Source organism: Microbacterium sp. B35-04, assembly GCF_010634885.1.
Classification (GTDB): domain Bacteria; phylum Actinomycetota; class Actinomycetes; order Actinomycetales; family Microbacteriaceae; genus Microbacterium.
This window is the reverse complement of record NZ_MWLP01000034.1, coordinates 46,230-63,664: the sequence shown is the minus strand read 5'-3', so window position 1 is coordinate 63,664 and position 17,435 is coordinate 46,230. Positions and strand designations below refer to the sequence as shown.

At 67.6% G+C, this 17,435-nt stretch carries 18 protein-coding genes and 1 tRNA gene; 14 read left to right on the top strand and 5 right to left on the bottom strand.

Annotated features, from left to right (window positions below):
• The first annotated feature begins 139 nt into the window (after window positions 1-139).
• Window positions 140-1,084: an aldose 1-epimerase family protein gene (locus B1729_RS09375; protein ID WP_163632338.1), complete on the top strand. Its 945-nt coding sequence runs from the start codon at window positions 140-142 to the stop codon at window positions 1,082-1,084.
• A gap of 126 nt (window positions 1,085-1,210) precedes the next feature.
• Here B1729_RS09375 and B1729_RS09370 read toward each other — a convergent pair whose 3' ends face one another.
• Together B1729_RS09370 and B1729_RS09365 are read right to left on the bottom strand one after the other, a co-directional pair.
• Window positions 1,211-1,411, bottom strand: coding sequence for a hypothetical protein (locus B1729_RS09370; RefSeq protein ID WP_163632335.1), 201 nt, complete (start codon window positions 1,409-1,411; stop codon window positions 1,211-1,213).
• 316 nt (window positions 1,412-1,727) lie between these two features.
• Window positions 1,728-2,552: an SDR family NAD(P)-dependent oxidoreductase gene (locus tag B1729_RS09365; protein WP_163618382.1), complete on the bottom strand. Its 825-nt coding sequence runs from the start codon at window positions 2,550-2,552 to the stop codon at window positions 1,728-1,730.
• Between the two features lie 144 nt (window positions 2,553-2,696).
• On the opposite strand from B1729_RS09365, the gene B1729_RS09360 reads away from it, so the two are divergent.
• From B1729_RS09360 to B1729_RS09350, 3 genes are all read left to right on the top strand, one after another.
• Window positions 2,697-3,326: an asparagine synthase gene (locus B1729_RS09360; RefSeq protein ID WP_163618213.1), complete on the top strand. Its 630-nt coding sequence runs from the start codon at window positions 2,697-2,699 to the stop codon at window positions 3,324-3,326.
• 31 nt (window positions 3,327-3,357) lie between these two features.
• Window positions 3,358-3,753 (top strand): MmcQ/YjbR family DNA-binding protein, encoded by a 396-nt coding sequence (locus tag B1729_RS09355; RefSeq protein WP_204318894.1) that lies wholly within the window; start codon window positions 3,358-3,360, stop codon window positions 3,751-3,753.
• 116 nt (window positions 3,754-3,869) lie between these two features.
• Window positions 3,870-3,942: transfer RNA gene (locus B1729_RS09350), tRNA-Arg, on the top strand.
• A 426-nt stretch (window positions 3,943-4,368) separates the two neighbouring features.
• Here the strand turns inward: B1729_RS09350 and B1729_RS09345 are convergent.
• Window positions 4,369-4,701: a hypothetical protein gene (locus tag B1729_RS09345; RefSeq protein WP_163632332.1), complete on the bottom strand. Its 333-nt coding sequence runs from the start codon at window positions 4,699-4,701 to the stop codon at window positions 4,369-4,371.
• Window positions 4,702-5,041: 340 nt separating this feature from the next.
• Between B1729_RS09345 and B1729_RS09340 the strand changes: the two genes are divergently transcribed.
• From B1729_RS09340 to B1729_RS09325, 4 genes are all read left to right on the top strand, one after another.
• On the top strand, window positions 5,042-5,458 hold the full coding sequence (locus B1729_RS09340; protein ID WP_163632330.1) for a hypothetical protein: 417 nt from the start codon (window positions 5,042-5,044) through the stop codon (window positions 5,456-5,458).
• 256 nt (window positions 5,459-5,714) lie between these two features.
• A complete protein-coding gene (locus B1729_RS09335) occupies window positions 5,715-6,692 on the top strand; it encodes a DUF2510 domain-containing protein (protein ID WP_163632327.1) in 978 nt (325 codons plus the stop codon).
• Window positions 6,693-6,859: 167 nt separating this feature from the next.
• The gene (locus B1729_RS09330; protein WP_163632324.1) at window positions 6,860-7,813 is read left to right on the top strand and encodes a hypothetical protein; all 954 of its coding nucleotides are present in this window, start codon (window positions 6,860-6,862) and stop codon (window positions 7,811-7,813) included.
• 543 nt (window positions 7,814-8,356) lie between these two features.
• Entirely contained in the window at window positions 8,357-9,136 is a 780-nt protein-coding gene (locus tag B1729_RS09325; RefSeq protein WP_163632321.1) for a class I SAM-dependent methyltransferase, read from the top strand.
• A gap of 129 nt (window positions 9,137-9,265) precedes the next feature.
• Here B1729_RS09325 and sulP read toward each other — a convergent pair whose 3' ends face one another.
• A complete protein-coding gene (gene sulP, locus B1729_RS09320) occupies window positions 9,266-10,972 on the bottom strand; it encodes a sulfate permease (protein WP_239539579.1) in 1,707 nt (568 codons plus the stop codon).
• 345 nt (window positions 10,973-11,317) lie between these two features.
• Here sulP and B1729_RS09315 point away from each other — a divergent pair, with 345 nt between their 5' ends.
• The 6 genes from B1729_RS09315 (at window position 11,318) to B1729_RS09290 (ending at window position 16,125) form a co-directional block, all read left to right on the top strand.
• Window positions 11,318-11,995 (top strand): response regulator transcription factor, encoded by a 678-nt coding sequence (locus B1729_RS09315; RefSeq protein ID WP_163618222.1) that lies wholly within the window; start codon window positions 11,318-11,320, stop codon window positions 11,993-11,995.
• Window positions 11,988-13,292, top strand: a complete 1,305-nt coding sequence (locus tag B1729_RS09310; protein WP_163632315.1) for a HAMP domain-containing sensor histidine kinase — start codon at window positions 11,988-11,990, stop codon at window positions 13,290-13,292. Before B1729_RS09315 ends, B1729_RS09310 begins: the two co-directional genes overlap by 8 nt.
• Window positions 13,293-13,348: 56 nt before the next feature.
• Window positions 13,349-14,185: a hypothetical protein gene (locus B1729_RS09305; protein WP_163632312.1), complete on the top strand. Its 837-nt coding sequence runs from the start codon at window positions 13,349-13,351 to the stop codon at window positions 14,183-14,185.
• A gap of 224 nt (window positions 14,186-14,409) precedes the next feature.
• Window positions 14,410-14,805 carry a hypothetical protein gene (locus B1729_RS09300; RefSeq protein WP_204318893.1) on the top strand — a complete coding sequence of 132 codons (396 nt, stop codon included), beginning with the start codon at window positions 14,410-14,412 and terminating at the stop codon, window positions 14,803-14,805.
• Between the two features lie 88 nt (window positions 14,806-14,893).
• The gene (locus tag B1729_RS09295) at window positions 14,894-15,253 is read left to right on the top strand and encodes a hypothetical protein (RefSeq protein ID WP_163618226.1); all 360 of its coding nucleotides are present in this window, start codon (window positions 14,894-14,896) and stop codon (window positions 15,251-15,253) included.
• A 137-nt stretch (window positions 15,254-15,390) separates the two neighbouring features.
• Window positions 15,391-16,125: an aminoglycoside phosphotransferase family protein gene (locus tag B1729_RS09290; protein WP_163632307.1), complete on the top strand. Its 735-nt coding sequence runs from the start codon at window positions 15,391-15,393 to the stop codon at window positions 16,123-16,125.
• Window positions 16,126-16,271: 146 nt separating this feature from the next.
• Here the strand turns inward: B1729_RS09290 and B1729_RS09285 are convergent, their stop codons facing one another.
• On the bottom strand, window positions 16,272-17,318 hold the full coding sequence (locus B1729_RS09285) for a LacI family DNA-binding transcriptional regulator (RefSeq protein ID WP_163632304.1): 1,047 nt from the start codon (window positions 17,316-17,318) through the stop codon (window positions 16,272-16,274).
• Between the last annotated feature and the right edge of the window lie 117 nt (window positions 17,319-17,435).

Here is a 17,435-nt window from a genome sequence, read left to right as displayed (position 1 = left end):
GCCTGGGCTCGCTGAGACCGGGGATTCCGCGCGAGGCAGGGGGCGTCGCCCTCTGTCTCGGCGCACATCCCCGGGTTCGAGGCGCGCGAACCTCGCCGCTACTCTGGTTGGCGGCATCCCCGATCTCCTAGGAGCCCTCATGGCACGTCCCCCCAAATCCGGAACCCAGCACGCGCTCCGCGCCGGCGATTACGAAGCCGTCGTCGCCAGCGTCGGTGCGACCCTCCGTTCCCTTACGTATCGCGGCCGCGACCTCGTCGTGCCGTTCGAGGCCGATGAAGTGCGGCCTGCGCACCGCGGCGCGACACTCGCCCCGTGGCCGAACCGCGTGGTCGACGGCAAGTACTCGTTCGGCGGCCGCGACTTCCAGCTGCCCCTCACCGAGCCGGCGCGCTCGCACGCCCTGCACGGCCTGGCGACGTGGCTCGACTTCGAGGTGATCGACAAGGGACCCGACCACGTGACCCTGGCCGCCGTCATCCAGCCGCAGACGTTCTACCCGTGGCGCGTCGTCGCCACGACGACCTTCTCGCTGGGCCCCGCGGGGCTCACGCAGTCCGTCACGGCGCACAACGAGAGCGACGAGCCGGCGCCGTGGGGCACCGGACCGCACCCGTACCTCGTCGCCGGCGACGGCCGCGTCGACGGCTGGACGCTCGAGCTCCCCGCCACGCAGGTGCTCGCGGTCACGCCCGACCGCCTCATTCCGACGGACCTCGTCGCGGTCGACGCCGAGGACCCGGAACGTTTCGACTTCCGTTCGTCGCGTCGGATCGGCACCGTCGAGATCGACCACGCCTACACCGGCCTGGTGCTCGATGCGGACGGCAACGCCACGGTGCGCGTGACCGCCCCGTCGGGCTCCGGCGTCGAGATGTCATGGGATGCCGCCTGCCCGTGGGTGCAGGTCCACACCGCCGACAAGCCCGACGCCGCGCAGAGCCGGCTGGGCCTCGCCGTCGAGCCGATGACCTGCGCACCCGACGCTTTCAACGCCGGGTCGTACGACTATGACGCGGGGCTCATCGTGATCGAGCCCGCGGCATCCGTCACCGCCGCCTGGCGGATCGGCGCGATCGATTGATCCACGCGATCGGCCGGGCAGCCTCGTCGCCGTGCCCGGCCGTCGCGCGTCTGGGGTGATTCCCCCAGCACTCACGACAAAGGCGGAGCCGGCCCCCCGGTCGGCTCCGCCTTCATCGTGAGCGGGTCAGGTGCTGTCCCGCAGGTCTTCCTTGATGTCGTTGCGCGTCTTCACCGAGTCGCGCTCCGCTTCCGCTTTCTTGACGTCGGCGTCGGCCTTCATCTCGTCGACCTTGTCGCCGACTCGATCGGTGGTGTCTTCCCACGAATCCTTGATCTTCTCGCCGACGGCCTGGGCCGTCTCCTTGGCGTCGTCCATGAATCCCATCGATCGCTCCTCTCATGAGCGGGTGACATCGACGCTACGCCGGGGCATCGGCCGGGAGTTGGGGGTTGCATAACGGCGAACCGCTTGCTACGCGGAGCGGTGGATGCCGACACCACGACGCAGCCGGCCCGACGGCGCTGGTTCGACGCTGCCGGTCGGACGACACGGGTCCGACGGCGCTGGTGCGCCGACACCGGCCTGGCGGCGCTGGTGCGCCGACACCGGCCTGGCGGCGCTGGTGCGCCGACACCGGCCTGGCGGCGCTGGTGCGCCGACACCCGCTTGGCGCCGCCCGTCCGACGGCGCCCGCGGCGCCTCAGCGGATCGGCGTCGTGGTGTCGATGGCGTCGCGCAGCGGTCGACGCATCGGCGCCCAGTAGTGAGTGGGCGTCACGCGCGTGAGCACGTCGACCAGCCGCGCCTCGCGCCCGACCATGGTGCGCGGACGACGGCGAATGGTCGCCTCGACGATGCGTGCCGCGGCATCCGCGGGTTCGGTGTGGTACATCGCGGCCTGCGCCGAGGCGGCGCGATCGGCGACCGCGGGATCGATCGCGGCCGCGTACCGGCCGCGCAGGATGATGCCGGTCTTCACCCCGGCCGGATAGACCGCCCCGACGGTGACGGTCGAGCGCTCCAGCTCGTGCCGCAGCGCCTCGGTGAACCCACGCACGGCGAACTTGCTCATCGCGTACGGGATGCGCCCCGCCGGCGCGGCGAGACCGTAGATCGAGACGAGGTGCGTGATGTGGGCGGCAGGCTCGCGACGCAGTGCCGGCAGCAGCGCCTTCGTAACGTTGACCGTGCCCCAGAGGTTGACGTCCATGAGCCAGCGCATCTCGGCCATCGTCAGCTGGTCGATGGCACCCAGCATCGACGATCCGGCGCACGTCACCAGGGACTGCACATGGGAATGGGATGCCTCCACCTCGGCGACTGCGGCCGCCACAGCCTCGTCGTCGGTGAGATCGACGACGTGCGAGGTGTGCCCGGTGCCGTCCAGGCTCGCGGACGCCGTGGCGAGCCCGTCTGCATTCCGGTCGAGCAGCGCGATGTGCGCGCCGCGAGCGGCGAGCTGCCGAGCGACCTCCGCGCCCATGCCGGCGGCGGCGCCGGTGATGACGGTGGTGCGTCCCCGCACGTCCAGTCGTCGCGTCGGCGCTCGGTGAGTTGTTCGGGCCACGGCCTGCCTCTCGCTCGGGCCGTCGCCGTCGACGAGCCGTGTCTACGATTCTCGCTGACTCAGGAGGCCTCTTCGGACGCTAGCCTTTCCAGGGGAGGTTCGATGGGCAAGACCGCAGAGGCGATCGCCGAAGGGGTGTCCATCGCGTCCGCCGCAGCGCGCCTGGCGATACGCAACCGCATCCTCGTCGAGACGATCGCGCACGACGAGCAGTTCGATGTCGTCGCCTTCACACCGTTCGCCCGAGAGACGCTCACCGCCCTCGCCGACGAGCAGGACGAGGCCGCCGCGCTGGTCAGGCGCCAGCGCAAGAAGGCGTGGGGCAAGTTCACCGACTCCGACGGCACGCACGACTATCGCGATCGCGATACACGCAACCTCCGCAGGCGCGGCCGGCAGTACTCCGGGGTCGCGCAGGCGCTCCGGCGGATGGCCGACGATCCGCACGTCGTGCGCTCTCTCATCGAGCAGTCCCGCGATGCCGCGTGGGGCGATGTCGAGGCCAACCTGCAGCGCCGCCTGCGCGTCGAGGGCATGCGTCCCGACCTCGACCCCGATTACGAGCGGATGCGTGCGGCCCGCATGCAGTCGATCCGCCTCGTCGACATCCCGCGCCTGGCCGCGCACAAGCGTCACCGCGAGGAGGCGGACACGGATGCCGAGCCCGCCGCCGAGCCGGCCGCAGCGTCGCCGCGCATCTCCGGCGTCGACGTCACCGAGCTCGACTCCTGACACCGGATCGCCCCGACGCTACGCTCGGGCTGTGAACGGCGACGCGGCTTCGACCCACCCGATGTGGTTCCCGCCCGATCACCCCCTAGTGGTGCGCGTCCGCGGGCTGTGCATGCCCTACCCCGAAGCGGTGGAGGCCATCTCGCACGGACGCTGCACATTTCGCGCCGGCAAGCGCCAGTTCGCGATCGTCGGTTCCGCCGCCGAACCGGCGGTGCTGTTCGTGCCCGACGACCTCGAGCGGCCGGTCCTCCTCGAACGCGACGACGTCTTCGTGCCGCCCTACGAGGGCGCGTACGGCTGGCTCGCCCTCCGCATCGAGCCGGATGCCGGTGACTGGGAGCTCCTCGGCGAGCTCCTCGACACGTCGTACCGGATCGTCGCCCTGCAGCGTCAGCTGCGTGCGCTCGATGAGCGGGACGCCTGAGCGATCCGGCTCGCACCCGGCGAACACGCCCGGGAACCCGGCATCCTGCCGCCGATTCGCGCCGCGGGGGAGCGTGGGGTATTCTTGACGACGTTGTGCGCTGCTGCGAACAACATGCGCCCGTAGCTCAATGGATAGAGCATCTGACTACGGATCAGAAGGTTGGGAGTTCGAGTCTCTTCGGGCGCACACTGTGTTGAGACAGTAAGCATTGAGAACCCGCGGATCTCCGCGGGTTTTCGTGTTTCTGCCGAGGCGAGATCCCGTTTGATTACGCGCGGGAACCATCTGGTCGCGAATCAGCGGGTTTCGACCGCCATCGGATGTGTGCACGTGTGTGCGCACCAGTTCCGACCTTGGCGCGGAGCCCACGCGGAGGTCGGACCGCTCGCGGCCACACGCCGAGCCCCGGATGACACGATGTTGTCGACCGTATGGGGCGCCGCTCGCGGGCATTTCATCGCGCGGGGTAAACGGAGATCGAGTCGATCGAGCGTCCGCGGTCCCCCACGCCAGCTGGCGTCAGTCCGCAGGACGACCCACTTGCGGGCCGTCTGCTGGATAGGAGGCCGCCAGCGCTTGTGGCGTGATCCGGAACGGTGCAGGCACGAGCGATCAGTCTGACGCGGTTGCTGCTCGCCTGTCCGTCGGGAGGAACCGGGACTCAAATGTCCCGTCGTCGAGATGGCGCCGCATCTCCAATGGGGGTGACGGAGGTCGTACGGTTTCGAAGAAGTCGAGCACGAGCGTTCGCAGTTCGTCATCGATGAATGGGTGCTCGAAGACTTCCTCCGCGAAGGATTCGCCTAGGTACTTCCAGGCACAGAGCATCGCGTCCTGCGCAAGCATCATGCGCAACTCCTGGTCGTGGGCGTCGTCTGACAGACAAGCGATGAGCAGATCGATCCACAGGTACCCGGCCACGTTGATGATTACCGCGGCAGTCATCGTCGCCTGCAGGGGGTCCTTCTCCTCTTCCTACCTTCCCGTCCAGGCGGCCGCCAAGCCGGAGAATGCCCACCCATTCAGCGCATCCTCGCGAATGGCCAGCAGTGCTGCTTGCTCTAGGGCCTCGGGGCTGTCGTCTGCGGGTGCGGGATAGAAGTCCGGCACGGCGCGAGTGAGGCGTACCTGTTCATCGATCCCCACGTCATCAACGATTAGGTTGAGAGCATTGAGGGTCAGCCGCCACTGCGCGTCGGCGGGCGACTCCCATATCGGCGCGTCTGCAAGCGTGTCTCTCGCCTCTCGTGTGCCGCCAGAGGATATCCGAGCGGGCAGAGACGCCATGGCAGAGAAGGCGCGTCGCGAGGGCTATCGGGAGGGTTACGACAAAGGCTTCCAAGAAGGCGTCGACTCAGCCAGGCCGCGCACGACTGGTGAGCAACTGCACGCCAAGAACATCGCTGCGGACCCGTCCCAGGCTTCCCCACCGAAGGCGCGAGAGCCGTCCCCGAATACGCCGCCCGTGTCCAAGGAGCGTCGCCTGGAAATCATCGCGCACAAGGCAAAGCAGATCGAGACCGAGCGCCAGGTTCTCCAGCAGATGATGGGTCGTGCGACGGACGACGCGACGATCAACAAGTATCTCGACGGCATGGCCGACCTGGACGATCGGGAGAGGTTGCTCAACGGAGACCGAAAGGCGGTCGAGTTGTTAGCCGAGATGGGCGATAAGGTCCTCCGCCCGAGGCGAAAGGAGTAGGTCGCGCCGCCCTACGCAACGGCAAGCGTGTCCTGAACCTCAGCGCGTTGCGACGGACCTCGCAGAGGCAGTCACAACATCGAGCAGCAGCCGCGATGAACGACTGACGGTGACGACGGCCGCCCGGACCGCGGGACGCTGTGTGTCCATATCAGGCCCCTGTGCATGCCACCCGGTTCGGGATCGCCGGCGCGCGGGACGCGGACTTAGCATCACGCCCTGTCCCCTACAGATCGGGGTGGTTACACTCGGCACAGTGACGACGCCCGCCGATTGGTTTCCAGACCCGACTAGGCGCTTCGAGCGTCGCTATTGGGACGGCTCAGCCTGGACCGAACACGTCTGGGGAGCAGGGGTGCAGGGCATCGATGCCTTAGTCGCCGCGGCCCCGGTAGCAGGCAAGGCGACCGTCGAGGCGACTGTCGGCTCGGAGGTCACCGAATTGCAGACTGCACCCGCGTCGGAGGAACGACCAAAGCGGATGTCACGACGAGAGGCCAAACGGCAGGGTCGGGACGCGTTCGAGTCGACAGCCCTCGCGGCGGCGCATGGTGACGATACAGCGCTGGCCGCACTGCCAAGCATTGTCAGCGAGGCGGCGAGCCACTACAAGGCGAAGGAGTGGGAGCAGCGCCGCTGGGACACCCTCACCCTCGGCATCCGTGACGTGCTCGATGACGATTTGCTAACAGCGGAAGAGGAACGGCAACTTTTCCGTCTGGCGGACGCGCTCGGCGTCGATATTCAGGGCCTTCCAACTCGGAATATGGCGGTGTTTGAGGAGCTCGTGATCGCGGGACTGAACGACGGCCGACTTCCTGTCGTTGACGTTCCCATCATGCTGAAGCCGGGCGAGGTTGGGCGCGCCACTTTCAGTGTTGCGCTGATGAAGGAAGTCGCTGTGCGAGAGATGCGCGGCGGATCTCACGGCGTCAGCATCCGGGTCGCGAAGGGGGTCAGCTACAGGGTCGGGCAAGCCCGGGCACGCAGCGTCGTCGTTGGAACGCAGATGCAGGTACAAGACACCGGTGTGCTCACCATCACAAACCAACGGGCTGTGTTCACTGGCCAGAAGCGGACCCTTGAGTTCCGCTACGACAAGCTCGTCGGCATGGAACAGTTCACAGACGGACTGCGCCTCAACGTGTCCAATCGACAGCTCGCGTCACTGTTCAAGTTCGCTGCGACATCTTCCCCAGCGATCGCCGCTGCGCTCATCAGCCGCCAGGAGTAGGCCGCCATTGGCGTGTAACCGAAGCGTGCCTAGGTTGTGGAGTGCATTGCCGGTCCGAGATGCGCGGGGAGCTTGACGGACGGACGCGCCGCAACTGAGGACCGGCGTCAGCATGGAGCGTGGTTGGATACGGTCGCGAAACCAACCGAGCCGCTACAGTGAGCGGCATGCTGACGAGCCTCTTGCCGGGTTTACGCGATCTCCGCGTACCTTTGGCTGCGGGTTTTCTATGGCTCGTGGTCCTCTGGCTGTGCGTCTACCCAGCGATCCCGACTCAACTGGAGGCATCTGGGCTGATCGCGCAGATCTATCGGCTGTTCGGCGCCTTCGGGTCTGCCGCACTGATCACGGTGGTGACATTCGTCGCCTACCTTGTCGGGATTCTCGTCGTGAGACCGACCAGTTCAGTGGTGCAATTGGCTGTCAAGTCGATTCAACGAGTCTCGGGGCGTCGCACGCGGAGCATGAGGGATCGGGCTTACGGCGAAACGGCCGAGCTACTCGAGCGAGGACGTCGCATCGGCCCTCCTCCGCTGTCACCCTCATCTCAGGTGGAGGCGGAGCAGCTCGCCACCGTTGTCGCCACCGAGATGTTCGAAGCGCGGGTGGCATTCCCGCCGGTGGCAGGAGAGACCAGCGAAAGTCAGTATTTCCGGGAGCAGCTGGCCGAGCTGATGGAGAAGCCGCGTGACAGCGATAGGTTTGCCAGTCCGATGCCTCAAGACGTAGTCGCGGTGGCATCGCTGGAAGTACAAAATCGCATGCTGAGGGACATTCCGCTCGTTGCGACCCGTCTGCTTGCCGACAATCGTGATTTATTCGACCGATACGACCGCGCCGATTCCGAGGCGGACTTTCGTTTTGCGATCGCGCTGCCCGTGTTGGTGGTTAGCGCACTTGTCCCCTGGAGAATGGACCTTGAATGGTGGGGATTCTTCGCCTGCGTCGCGGTCGGTCTCGGGGTCTGCGGGTTGCTAATGCTGGACGGCGCTCGAAAGCGAATCGAGAGCAACGACGCCATCTACCAGGCTGTGTTCGTAGACCAGGCGAATTTTCCGTCTGTCAGCACCGTGCGAACAGCTATCGAGCAGAAGCAGGCGGAGGAACGGCGGCGACAGTAGCCAACGCGGAAGTAGTCCCGATCGATTCATCGCCTCGCCAATCCAAACCTCGATTACGGTCGATGCAGTCGCAGAGTTGCGGCTGCGAACCCGAGTGGCGGCGATCCCCGCATATGTGCGGAGGCGAGCATGCCAGCGCACCAGACGCTGTGCCCGCTGAGAGGACCCGACCCAGGCGGAGTTCGTTCGCCGGCCCACCTCGAGGCCGAGAGTTGACGGATGCGCGACGGGCGCCCCTCATCGCACCCCTGCCCGCTCAGGGGATGGATGACGTGCGTTCTGCCGAGCCCGTAAGACTCGTTCGTCCGAGTCGTAAGAGGCGTCAGCGACGGCCCCCAGTAGGTCGTCGTTTGGTGAGTCGATTGCGCTGGTCTTTGCCGGCAAGCCTGGTGGGCTCGCACTCGTTGCTGCCGTAGAAGTGCGGGCGATCGTTGAGCATCATGCGTGGCGGGTTCGCGGAGCCTACGGAGGACTGTGATTCATGGACACGAGGTCGGGCGGCGGCTGATGGCCCGCCCGGGAGCCAAGCGATAGTGTGCCGCCATGGGCGAACTCCCGGAACACGTCGCGGTCAACCGTGAGTACTGGGACAGCATGGCTCATGAGTGGGTCGCGGCGGGTGAACGATCCTGGGCACAGGCAGAACCCACGTGGGGCGAATGGGGCATCCCGGAGAACAAGCTCCGGCTGCTTCCCGACGACATGACCGGGTTGCAGGCGATCGAACTGGGCTGTGGCACGGCCTACGTGTCTGCCTGGATGGCGCGCAGGGGCGCGTCGGTCACAGGGATCGACAATTCGGCCGAGCAGCTTCGCACTGCCCGGCGACTCTCGCAGCAACACTCCGTCGTTCTCGAACTCATCCACGGCAACGCGGAGGAGGTCGCCAAACCCGACGACTCCTTCGACTTCGCGATCAGCGAATACGGCGCGGCAATCTGGGCCGACCCGTACAGGTGGATACCGGAAGCGCACCGCCTGCTGCGGCCGGGAGGGACGCTGGTGTTCCTCGGCAATCACGTGTTCGTGGGCCTGTGCTCGCCCGTCGACGGGTCGTACCCGACCACCCGCCGGCTCGAGCGGCCCTACTTCGGCAGCCATCGCCTGGACTGGCGAGAAGCAGCAGATGACCCCGGCGGCATCGAATTCACCCTGACCTTCTCGGAATGGATCAAGCTGTTCCGTGCCACCGGGTTCGAGATCATCGATCTGACCGAGATCCAGGCTCCTGCCGATGCCACGGGGTTGCGATCAGGCGTCACCGCAGAGTGGGCACGAGAGTTCCCCCAGGAGCATGTCTGGATACTTCGCAAAGAACTCTGACTCAGAATCGCTCGTTCACCATCGGCTGTCGTCGCTCCAGATTCTTCGTTGCTTCCAATCCTCGGTGGGGAATTCGTGCCGGGAGCCGGGTGGACTGCTCGAAGCGTCACGCGTCAGAGTCCGCTCTCTCTACTGGTCGTCTGCGTTCTGGGACAGTTGCGCCTCGACCGCGCGGTGGACGTTGCCGTGGAGGTGGTCGACGCCGATGCGATCGAGGATGCCCTGGGCTTCTAGCACGGGGATGACTTGTGGTTTGATTCGCGCCAGCCGCAGCGTGACGCCCTCCGCTTCGGTGAGGTCGACGAGCTCGGTGAGTTTCGCTGCGCCCTGCGAGTCGACGAAGGCGACGCCTTCCAGATCGATCACCAGCGCCGCGAGGGGCGGGTCCGCGGAGATCGTTTCGCGGATGCGCTCGTCGAACGCCTCGGCGGTGGCGAAGAACAGTCCGCCGTCCAGACGGATCACTGCGATACCGGGGAAGATCTCATCGGCAGGGTTGAGGTCGATGTCGCGGAAGACCTGGGTGCCGGGCTCGCGGCCGAGCAGAGGCATGGCCGGCCGTGTCGATACGTAGATCAGCCACCCGAGCGACAATGCGATGCCGATGATGATCCCGAAGAGAACGCCCGCCGAGAGCACACCCACGAGGGCCGCCACAGCGATCCAGAAATCGAATCTGGACACGCGGCGCAACCGGGAGAACTCCTTGAGGTCGATCATCCCGAACACGACCGCGTCGATGATGATGGCTCCCAGCACCGCCTTGGGCAGCTCCGAGAAGAGAGGAGCGAGGAAAAGCAGTGTCAGGATCACCAGCCCTCCCGTGGTCAGCGACGCCACGGGGGTGCGCGCACCGGCGGAGTCATTGAGTGAGCTGGCCGACAGACTCGTCGAGACCGGCATCCCCTGGACGAGACCGGCGCCGACGTTGGCCATCCCCTGAGCGACCGCCTCCTGGTTCGCATCGACGCGGTAATGGTGCCGGGTCGCGAAGGAACGGGCGTCGCCTGCCGTCTGCGAGAACCCGATCAGCAGCAGCGCCAACGCCGCGATCACGATCTCAGGTACGTTCTGCAGCACGATGTCGAGGCTCGGCAGTTGCGGGACCGGCAGCCCGCTCGGCACGGCGCCGACCAGCGCCACGCCTCGCGCGCCGAGATCGAGCAGGGACGATGCCAGCAGGCCGCCGACAACCAGCACCAGCGCACCGGGTGCCTTCGGCGCCCAGAACCGCAGAGCCAAGATCACCGCCAGGGCCGCCGTACCCACAATCAAAGTCGGAAGGTGGATGGCACCCAGGCCGACGATCCACGACGCGAACTCCCGCCAGACGTTGTCGCCCTCGCCCGAGGTGCCCGTCAACTTGGGCAGCTCGCCGACGACCACGTCGACCGCGGCCCCGGCCAGGAACCCGGTGACCACGGCCCTCGAAAGGAACTGCGCAATCCACCCCATTCGAAACAGCGCCAGAAGCAGCAACAGGATGCCGGTCACCAGCGTGATCGCCGCGACGAGCTGTGCCGCATCGCCGCCGGTGACACCGGTCACGATCACCGCACCGCCCGCGACCGTCGCCAACGCGGAGCTCGGACCGGTGGAGATCTGACGTGACGTGCAGAAGAGCGCATAGATGATCGCGCCGGCCGCCGCTGCGTAGAGGCCGTTCTGAACCGGCACGCCGGCGATCTCGGCATAGCCCAGGTTCTTCGGCACGATCATCGCGACGACGGCTACTCCCGCGATGATGTCGGCGCGCAGCCACCGCGGCTGATAGCGCGGCAACCAGTGCAGGATCGGAAGAAAGCCTCCGGAACCGCTCTTCTTGCTTGTCCGCACAGTTGCCTCCGACCATCGGCGCATACGGCTGGCCTTCCGGTGAGCGCAACACGCGCTTGGCCGACACCGCGGACCGGTGTTCCGGGTATCGCCCCGAGGGCAAGCTGCGTCGCGGAAGAACGCGACGTAGTCTCCCCGGAACCGATTATGCACCCGGCGCAATGCCCCCGGCCGGATGGATTTCCCGTGAGGGGCTCTTTCTGTATCCGGGCGCCAGTTCCGATCACTCCCGCGCGTGTCTGCCGCGGTGACAGTCAGCTGTCCGCCCGCTGACCCTGCTGGGTGAGCGTCGAAGAGCGCCGCGCTTCAGGCGGGATTCAGCCGGCGCGGGCCAGACTGGGGCCGATGCGAATTCTCGTGGTGGATGATGAGGTGCGCCTCGCCGACGGCATCCGTCGCGGACTCGAGGCGGAGGGCTTCGGGGTGGACGTCGCCCACAACGGTGTGGACGGGCTGTGGCGTGCCCGGGAGACCGCGTACGACGCCATCGTGCTCGACCTGATGATGCCTGGTATGAGCGGGTGGAAGGTCTGCGAGGCGCTGAGGGCGGAGGAGAACTGGACGCCGGTGCTCATGCTCACGGCGAAGGACGGCGAGTGGGACCAGATCGAGGCGCTCGAGACCGGCGCTGACGACTACGTGACGAAGCCCTTCTCATTCGCCGTGCTCGTCGCCCGTCTGCGTGCGCTGATCCGCCGGGGCGGTGTCGAGCGGCCGACGGTGCTCGAGGCGGGCGACCTGCGGCTCGACCCCGGTGCCCGCACTGTGCGGCGCGGCGATACCGATGTCGACCTCACGTCACGGGAGTTCTCCGTGCTCGAGCACCTCATGCGCCACCGCGGGCAGGTGATCTCCAAGCGCGACCTCATCGCCGGCGTCTGGAACGACGACTTCGAGGGGGACCCGAACATCGTCGAGGTCTACGTCGGTCACCTGCGGCGCAAGGTCGACCGGCCCTTCGGCCGAGCGGCGATCGAGACGATCCGCGGTGCGGGCTACCGTCTGGCGGCCGACGGTGGCTGAGCCGCATCGTCGTTCGCTGCGGACCCGCATCACCGCGGCCTCGACGCTGGTCGTCGCCGCCGCGCTGGTGGTGGGGGCGCTGGCGTTCTACGGCATCCTGTCCGTCAGCATCCATGAGGCCAGCGTGCGTGCTGCCGAGACGCGCGCCGAGCAGCTCGCGGCCCGGATCGACGCCGAAGGACCGGCGGTGGTGACCGAGCTCGACGACGACATCGCGCAGGTGCTCGACGAGGGCGGGGGCGTCGTCGCCACGTCCGAGGAAGCCGACAGCGGCGACCTGCCCGACCACGACGGCGCCGCCGTGATCACGTACGACGACGAACCGATGGTCGTCGTGCGCGAAGACCTCGACGACGGCGGCGCGCTGCTCCTGGCAGTGTCGGTCGAGGACGACCAGAGCACCCTCGCAACCGTCGCGGTGCTGCTCGCCGTCGCCGTCATCGCCGTCGTCGCACTGGTCGCCGCCATCACGTGGTGGGTGGTCGGACGTGCTCTCCGCCCGGTGGAGCGCATCCGTGCAGAGGTCGACGACATCTCCGCCGATCGCCTCGACCGGCGCGTCGCAGTGCCGGCATCGGGCGACGAGATCGCCGCGCTCGCCGGCACGATGAATCGAATGCTGGGCCGGTTGGATGCCGCAGCGGCTGCGCAGCGCCGATTCGTATCGGATGCCTCGCACGAGCTGCGATCCCCGCTCGCGACGATCCGCCAGCACGCCGAGCTGGCGCAGCTGCACCCGGACGCGACATCCATCGACGATCTTGCCGGGGTGGTCCACGACGAAGGACTGCGGATGCAGGAGCTCGTCGACGCGCTGCTGCTGCTGACCCGGCTCGACGAGAGTCCGGTGATCCACCAGGAGGCCGTCGACCTCGACGACCTCGCCTTCGCGGAGATCACGCGGCTCCGCGCCAGGGGTGTGGAGGGCGATGGGTCCGGCATCCATGCCGCGCGGGTGCGCGGTGACGTCCGCCTGCTGGGCCGTCTCGTGCGCAATCTCGCCGACAACGCGGCCCGTCACGCGCGGTCGGCTGTCGCGATCGGGGTGCTCGAGCGTGACGGGCAGGTGCTGCTGACCGTGGATGACGACGGCCCGGGCGTTCCGGCGGCAGAGCGCGAGCGCATCTTCGAGCGCTTCGTGCGGCTCGACGAGGCACGTGCACGCGACGCCGGAGGCAGCGGGCTGGGCCTTGCGATCGTCCGTGCGATCGCGGAGGCCGAGGGCGGCAGCGTGAGCGTCGAGGACTCGCCGCTCGGCGGCGCGCGGTTCTCGGTCGTGCTTCCCGCGGCATCCTGAACGCGGCTTCAGGATGCTTCAGGCCTGCTTCAGCGACCGGTCGGCACCATCGGAGCATGGATGACAAGAACAGCACCCCCGAGACTTCCCCCGCCCGCCCCGCCGACGCCGAGCAGATCGAGGTGGTCGCCGCGACTCCGGCGCCTGCCCCGGGCGAGCAGGCCGACGCGGTTGCGGGCATGCACACGGCGGCTCCCGCCCCGAAGCGGCGCCGCAACCGCGGCCTGCTGATCGCCGGCGGCGCAGTGCTCGCGGCGGCCGTCCTCGGCGGTGGGGGCGTCGCCGTCGGCGCCGCGATCGCCGACGAGGTCGACGATGACGACACCACGTCGTCGGTGTCGGGCGACCGGGACGTAGACTCCCGCGACGACGACTCGGGCGACGACGACTCGGGCGACGAGGAGTCGGGCGACGACGACTCGGGCGACGACGACTCGAGCGATGACGGCATCAGCGGCGACCTGTCTGATCTCGGCACCGACTCCGCCGACGACCTCGTCGCGATGATCGACGCCGCATCCGCCGCCGGTGAGGGCGAGCCGGTGTCGATCGATCTGAAGCGGGACGGCGGCGCCGAGGTGACGCTCGAGGCTGAGGATGGCGCCGAGACCGAGGTGCGCGTCGACGCCTCGGGCGAGGCATCCGTCACGTCCACCGAGTCCGCGGAGTCCGACGACACCGCGCCTCAGAACGTCCTCGACGCCGACGCGATCGCGGCGATCGTGGATGCGGCGCTCGCCGAAGCCGACGGGCGCATCGTCGAGATCGAGGCCGACGACGACAGCACTTCGCCGTGGGACGTCACGGTGCTGACCGGGGCCGGAGAGTTCGTCGAGATCGACCTGGACGCCGAGTTCGCGGTGGTTGCCGCTGGGGTCGAGACCGACGACTGAGCTACGCGTGAGAAACGGCGGCGGCCGACCACATCGGTCGGGCCGCCGCCGTTCGTCGTTCCGAGTCAAGTGCCGCCGCGCGGGTGGGAAGGCGGCCGGGCGGAGCCGAGTCCCTGCCCCGGCTGGGCTCTGAAGGCGAGCCGCTCGAGCCGAACCCGCGAAATGAAAGCGTGCGGCACGCTGGCGCCGTTGCCTCGTCCATGCCCCGCGCTACGTTGGCTTGCGTGCCCTTCGCCCTCGCGCTCACCGTGCTCTTCGCAATACTGACTCTCCTCCAATTGGCGCTCATCCTCGGCGCGCCGCTGGGTGCCTTCGCTTGGGGCGGCCAACATCGAGTGCTGCCCGCACGACTGCGGATTGGCAGCGCGGTCTCGATCCTCCTCTACGGGCTCATCGTGGTGATCGCTTGGGATCGCGTGGGCGCCATCGACGTGTTCGCTCCGTTGTTCTCCGAGGTCGCGATGTGGGTGATCTTCGCGTACTTCGTGCTGGGCATCGGCATGAACGCGATCTCGCGCAGCAAGCCAGAGCGCTACGCGATGGCGCCGATGTCGGCCGCCCTCGCAGCGCTGTCGTTCCTCATCGCGATGGGATACGGCGAGCTCGCGATGGCGATCTGACTCGGGCAAGCGCCGGCCCGGCGCGTCAGTGGCATCAGCGACGCCCCGGAAGGTGCCCGTTCGAGAAGCGGGTGGATATCGTTGCGCCATGCCATCGGTAACGGACTGGATCTCGAGTATCGGCTCGCTGGTGGGTGCGCTGACAGGTGTAGGCGCATTGATCGTTGCGGTGCTGAGCTACCGGAAGTCGAACAAGGCTCTGGCTGCCGACGCGCAGACGAGAGGCGCCGTTGGCTCGACCTTGGAAGCAATCGAGGCACTCGGGCAGGCGGGGCAGTTCGATGCGATGTTGGACGCGGCGCTCGAGCGCCGTGCCGACGCCGAGACGCACGACGTGGTCGCCGAGGGGGGCTACATCATCAGGCGTGAGCGACCGGGCGGCAGAGAGGAAAGGGACGCGTACCTGGTAGCACTGGAGAATGCACGGCGAGAGCTGGATCTCACCTAGTGGCCGAGCCGTGCGCTCGCCAGGGGACTTCACGCCGAAGGACTTTGCACGGTTACCTACTGTCGAACGTCCTGTCGCAGTCGCATAGCGACGCTCACAGCGAGAGCATGCTGTCGGGCCCGCCCTACGGTGGGGTGATGGACGAGCAGGTTCTCACCGGGGGCAATTCCAACGCTGTAGTGCGGGTTGGAGAAACGGTGCGTCGGCCTGCTGGGCCCTGGACTCCGGCCGTTCATTCGCTGCTGCGTGCGCTACGAGCGGCAGGCGTGCACGAAGTGCCTGAGCCGTTGGGCTTCGACGAAAAGGGCCGCGAGGTCCTCTTCTTCCTTCCCGGCGAGGTCGGGAACTACCCACTTCCCGACTGGCTCTGGGCGCCGGCGATTCTGGACGGTGCCGGCACACTGCTGCGCCGCGTGCACGACGCCAGCGCCTCCCTCGTCGACCAAGACCTCGTGTGGAGGCTGCCATCCCACGAGCCCATCGAGGTCATCTGCCACAACGACGTCGCCCCCTACAACATGACGTTCATCAGCGGCCGGGTTGCCGGCCTGTTCGACTTCGACATGGCCTCACCCGGACCCCGGATCTGGGATCTGGCCTACCTCGCATACCGACTGGCACCGCTGGGCGAGGACGCAGGTATAGACACCTCCGACGACGAGCGCCTGTCTCGTATGGATCGTCTGATCGATGCGTACGGAATGCCGTTCCCGCGCGCCGAGGTGCTGCGTACGGTCGCGGCGCGCCTCTTGGACCTGGCGACTTACACCGACGGCCGACTACAGGAGACGAAGAACCCGGACTTCGCCGCCCACGCAGCCATGTATCGGCGTGACGCCGTTCGCGCCGACACCCTCGCGCTCCGGGCCTAGCGGGGCGATCTTGTAGCCCGATCGCGAGTGCGGGGAGCCTGTGGAGGACCTCGACGCGGGGGGAGTGGAGGGTTACCGGCCCATCTCACTGCACGGTTGAAGTTGGCGACACGCACATCCCGACCGCACGGCAGGAGCCTGCCGGGTCAGCTCAGCGTCGACTGTCGTTCGACCAGGCGGAAGTCGACGACGACCTTGCGGGGAGGAGGCTGATCATCCTTCCCGACGCCGTCGAGCCGAAGGCGAATGCGTTCTTCGAGCAGAGCGACAGCGGTGGCGGCGACGGCCTCGCGGCCGAGGTCGATCGTTGTCAGGGGAGGGCTGGAGTAGCTGGTCTCCTCGATGTTGTCGAAGCCGATGAGCTGCACATCGTCGGGCACCCGGATGCCTCGATCGGTGAGCGTCGAAAGCGCGCCGAGCGCGAGGGTGTCGGTGAAGGCGACGACGGCGTCGGGCGTGACGCCGCGGTCGAGAATTTCGGCCATGGTCGCGGCACCGGTCGCGTGGAAGTAGTCGGGCACCCCGATGATCGCGCGGGGGTCGACCTCGAGCCCATGCGCCTCGAGCGCTTGCAGGAAGCCCTGCATTCGCAGCGTGCCGCTGCTCGTCGACTGATCCTCCTTCGCGCCGAGCGGCACGATGGTGCGCGCCCCCCGCGCGATGACATGTTCCGCGGCAGCCCTTGCACCGGCGACGTTGTGCATCGTCACGTGATCGACGCCGACGTCGAAGACACGTTCGCCGAGCAGCACCATCGGAAAGTCGACGTCGAAGAGCGCGGCATCCTGCTGTCCCAACGCCAACGGTGAATAGATGACGCCGTCGACCATCGAGCGGTAACTGCCGTTGACGACTCTCAACTCGCGATCCCGCTCGTCGTTGGTCTGCTGGATGAAGACGGTCAAGCCGACCGTGGCGGCCTCGCGCATGATGGTGTCGGCGAGCTCGGCGAAGTACACGCCCCGAAGGGCTGGCAGGGCGAGCGCGATGACGCCGGTGCGCCCGCGGCTGAGGTTTCGGGCCGAGACGTTGACGTGGTAATGCAGCTCGCGGATCGCGTTGCGGACGCGCTCGTCGGTCTCGGGCCGGATGTAGGGGTAGCCGTTCAGCACGTTCGAGACGGTCTTGATCGACACGCCTGCGAGTTCCGCGACATCCCGGATCGTCGCGGACCCGCTCGCCTTGCGTGCCACGGCTCCACCGCCTCCTGTCGGGTCAGTGGTCAGCGTATTACAGCGCTGCCTCGCTGCCGCTTGACCGAGCAAGGCCGGCCGGAGCGCAGACAGCGGAGTGCGGGGGCCGACGGTGGC

Coding starts and splice junctions, on each gene's coding strand:
- B1729_RS09315 (WP_163618222.1), top strand. CDS start 11,318: ATGCGAATTCTCGTGGTGGATGATGAGGTGCGCCTCGCCGACGGCATC.
- B1729_RS09305 (WP_163632312.1), top strand. CDS start 13,349: ATGGATGACAAGAACAGCACCCCCGAGACTTCCCCCGCCCGCCCCGCC.
- B1729_RS09360 (WP_163618213.1), top strand. CDS start 2,697: ATGGGCAAGACCGCAGAGGCGATCGCCGAAGGGGTGTCCATCGCGTCC.
- B1729_RS09330 (WP_163632324.1), top strand. CDS start 6,860: ATGCTGACGAGCCTCTTGCCGGGTTTACGCGATCTCCGCGTACCTTTG.
- B1729_RS09295 (WP_163618226.1), top strand. CDS start 14,894: ATGCCATCGGTAACGGACTGGATCTCGAGTATCGGCTCGCTGGTGGGT.
- B1729_RS09290 (WP_163632307.1), top strand. CDS start 15,391: ATGGACGAGCAGGTTCTCACCGGGGGCAATTCCAACGCTGTAGTGCGG.
- B1729_RS09345 (WP_163632332.1), bottom strand. CDS start 4,701: ATGACTGCCGCGGTAATCATCAACGTGGCCGGGTACCTGTGGATCGAT.
- B1729_RS09340 (WP_163632330.1), top strand. CDS start 5,042: ATGGCAGAGAAGGCGCGTCGCGAGGGCTATCGGGAGGGTTACGACAAA.
- B1729_RS09375 (WP_163632338.1), top strand. CDS start 140: ATGGCACGTCCCCCCAAATCCGGAACCCAGCACGCGCTCCGCGCCGGC.
- B1729_RS09325 (WP_163632321.1), top strand. CDS start 8,357: ATGGGCGAACTCCCGGAACACGTCGCGGTCAACCGTGAGTACTGGGAC.
- B1729_RS09370 (WP_163632335.1), bottom strand. CDS start 1,411: ATGGGATTCATGGACGACGCCAAGGAGACGGCCCAGGCCGTCGGCGAG.